Origin of the sequence: Arthrobacter sp. H41, assembly GCF_000520535.1 — a bacterium.
Taxonomy (GTDB): domain Bacteria; phylum Actinomycetota; class Actinomycetes; order Actinomycetales; family Micrococcaceae; genus Arthrobacter_D.
In genome coordinates this window covers 23192-26141 of sequence record NZ_KI914806.1, presented here as the reverse complement: position 1 = coordinate 26141, position 2950 = coordinate 23192, and the positions used below count along the sequence as shown (strand labels likewise).

General features: G+C 66.8%; 4 protein-coding genes. 1 reads left to right on the top strand and 3 read right to left on the bottom strand.

The window, feature by feature from the left end; all coding sequences use genetic code 11:
- The 3 genes from Y705_RS0111590 to Y705_RS0111580 form a co-directional block, all read right to left on the bottom strand.
- On the bottom strand, positions 1-495 hold a 495-nt coding region (locus tag Y705_RS0111590; protein WP_026532977.1), incomplete at its 3' end, for a YbhB/YbcL family Raf kinase inhibitor-like protein.
- Positions 496-510: 15 nt separating this feature from the next.
- Positions 511-1443, bottom strand: coding sequence for a carbohydrate kinase family protein (locus Y705_RS0111585; protein WP_026532976.1), 933 nt, complete (start codon positions 1441-1443; stop codon positions 511-513).
- 50 nt (positions 1444-1493) lie between these two features.
- On the bottom strand, positions 1494-1970 hold the full coding sequence (locus Y705_RS0111580) for a PGPGW domain-containing protein (protein WP_049822651.1): 477 nt from the start codon (positions 1968-1970) through the stop codon (positions 1494-1496).
- 141 nt (positions 1971-2111) lie between these two features.
- Between Y705_RS0111580 and Y705_RS19390 the strand changes: the two genes are divergently transcribed.
- A partial coding sequence (locus Y705_RS19390) for a VOC family protein (RefSeq protein WP_081738003.1) occupies positions 2112-2950 on the top strand: 839 nt, incomplete at its 3' end.

The window sequence follows — 2950 nt, the reverse complement described above, 5'->3', positions numbered from 1 at the left end:
GCCGATGCCGTGCGTGAACAGGTTGAAGCCGAGGTAGGCAGGGCTCGCGTCGGCCGGAATGTCGAGGGTCTCGACGTCGACGGCGTGGACCACCACGTGGTAGTTGTGGGGGCCGTGCCCCTCCGGAGGTGCCGCCCCGACGAACCCGGCGAACCCGCCGTCGTTCCTGAGCTGGACGGAACCCTCGGGCAGACCTGTCCCGCCGCCGCTTGCCGCGCCCGAGTCCAGGGTCGTGGTGTCGACGGGGATGTTGAACACTGCCCAGTGCCAGAAACCGCTCGCCGTGGGGGCGTCGGGGTCGTAGGCGGTGACCGCGAAGCTCCGGGTGCCCTCCGGGAAACCGGACCAGGACAGCTGCGGGGAGAGATCCTCGCCACCGGCGCCCATCATCCCCGAGGCCTGAGCGGCGTTGAGAGGCTTCCGGTGGTCGATGTCTTCGCTGGTCAGCTGGAACTCGGCGACCTTCGGAAGGTCGGCGTAGGGATCGCGGGTCATAGGTGTTCTCCTGGTTCAGACGGGATAGTTCAGACGGGATAGTTCGGATCGGGTCGGCGGGTTGGCTCCCGCGCGTGAGACGGTCACCGCTGCTGCCTGTGCGGCATAGGTGAGCACGGCGGTGAGTTGTTCCTGTGTTATTCGGTGCAGCTCCTCCCGGCGATGGGCGCCGTCGAGCTCGAGGTCGACGAGCGCACCGAGCAGCGCCGCCATGAAGGAGTCCCCTGCGCCGACGGTGTCCACCACACTGGTGGCCGGAGCCCTTACTTCGACCTCACCCGCCGCGCATATCCCCCATGGTCCCTTCGAACCGCGGGTGACCACGACAAGGGAACAATTCCCGGCCAGCCAGGCGCGTGCCGAATCCTGTGCGGACCTCTCCGGATACAGCCATTCGAGGTCCTCGTCCGAGGCCTTGACGACATCGGCGAGCGCCACGAACCGCTCAGCTGCCGCGCGGGCGAAATCCACGTCGCGGATGATCGTCGGCCGGCAGTTCGGGTCATAGGTGATCGTGGCACGGGGGTGCGCCTGCTCCACGAGCCTCAGCACTTCGGCGGCTCCGGGGACCAGCATGGTGGCGATGGAACCGGTATGCAGCAGGGTGGTGCCGTTCAACAGGTCGGCCGCGTTCCCCTGGAGTTCGGGCAGGTCCCACACCAGCTGGAATTCGTAGGAGGCGCCTCCCGCCGGATCGAGCCGCGCAGTGGCCACGCTGGTGGGATGAGCGTCCGGCCCGAAGGGCGAGAGCACCGAGTTCTTCCTCAGATGCTGCTGGATCATCCGCCCGTAGGCGTCATCGCCGTACCTCCCCACGAACTGCGCTGGATGACCCAGCCGGGCAAGGCCCACCGCTACATTCATGGGGCTCCCGCCCACATGGGCACGCGGGGAGGCTGTGTCGCTGACGACTTCGTCGATGAGGGTTTCCCCGATTACGGTGAGCACCCTGTCAAAAGTACCAGCCGGACCTGAACAGTACGCCCCGGAAGGGTTTCCTAGGCGTCGCCGTCGACGTCCGTCCTGCCGGGTTCGGGTTTCCCCCGGAAACGGCGCACGCTGTAGGCGATCAGGGCCAGCGCGATCAGCGAGGAAACGACGAGGCTGATTCCGGTGCCGGATCCGCCGAACAGCCAGAGACCGTCGGACAGGAACCACCACTCCGGCACTGGGACCTGCAGGATCCACAGCACACCGAGTCCCAGGATGATGAGTGCTCCGAGGCAGCTCAGGAGAATGCGCGGAATGGTTTTGACGCCGATGGCGGCGGCCTGGAAGGCGCGGGCCTTCACCGGTGCAAGGTGGCGCTTGGCCCAGTCGTACTGCTGGGACAGGACGGCCAGCCCGCCTACGAGCATCAGCAACCCTGGTCCGGGGAGAATCAGCGCGGCGAGGCCGAGGACCACGAGGGACCAGCCGAGGATCTCGATGCCGGTGCGCCGCACCCACCCGGAGATCCGCTCTTTAGCTGCCACCTAAACAGGATTGCATAGTCGGCGGCCGTAGTTCGACGCGCGGGACGGCTGCCCGGTGAGACAGGGAACAAAAGGGAATCTGCATGCGTTTGCATCTACACCAGGGCCGAACCGGCCGCTGAACACTCCAGGAGGACTATCGTGACCGCGAAGACCGAGGGCCTGCACCACGTCACCGCCATTGCCGGGGACCCGCAACGCAACATCGACTTCTACATTCGGGGCCTCGGGCTCCGCTTGGTGAAGAAGACGGTCAACTTCGACGACCCGGGCACCTATCACCTCTATTACGGTGACGAATCCGGCACGCCCGGCTCGCTGCTCACCTTCTTCCCGTGGCAGGGCGTCCGCAGCGGCCGCGTCGGCAGTGGCCAGTCCACCACCACGGCGTTCTCCGTTCCCCAGGGAACCCTCGGCTGGTGGCAGGAGCACTTCAGGGAAATCGGAGTTGCCTCAAGCATCTCCCGCGCTTCGTCCGAGGAGGAGCGGCTGTCCCTCCGCGATCCGGACGGCCTGCAGATCGACCTCGTCGCCTCCTCGCTGAGCGACCCGCGCAACCCCTGGGACTCCGCCTCCGTGCCCGCACAGTACGCCGTCCGAGGACAGCACTCCTCGGTGCTGACCGTCACCGATCCAGGGCCCACCCTCGAAACCCTGACCCAGGACCTCGGCATGAGGCTGCTGGGCGAGTCCAACGGCCGGTACCGGCTCTCCACGCACGACGGCGAACCCGGCACCGTCGTGGATGTTGTGGCCGACTCCTCCGGCGAGCGCGGCCTGGTGGCCGGTGGAACGGTGCACCACATCGCCTTTCGCGTTCCCGACCAGGCGACCCAGGAGGTGTGGCGCCAGGAACTCGCCGGGCGCGGCTACAGCGTCACGGCGATCCTGGACCACCAGTACTTCACCTCCATCTACTTCCGCGAACCGGGCGGCACACTGTTCGAGATCGCCACTGATACCCCGGGATTCGATATCGA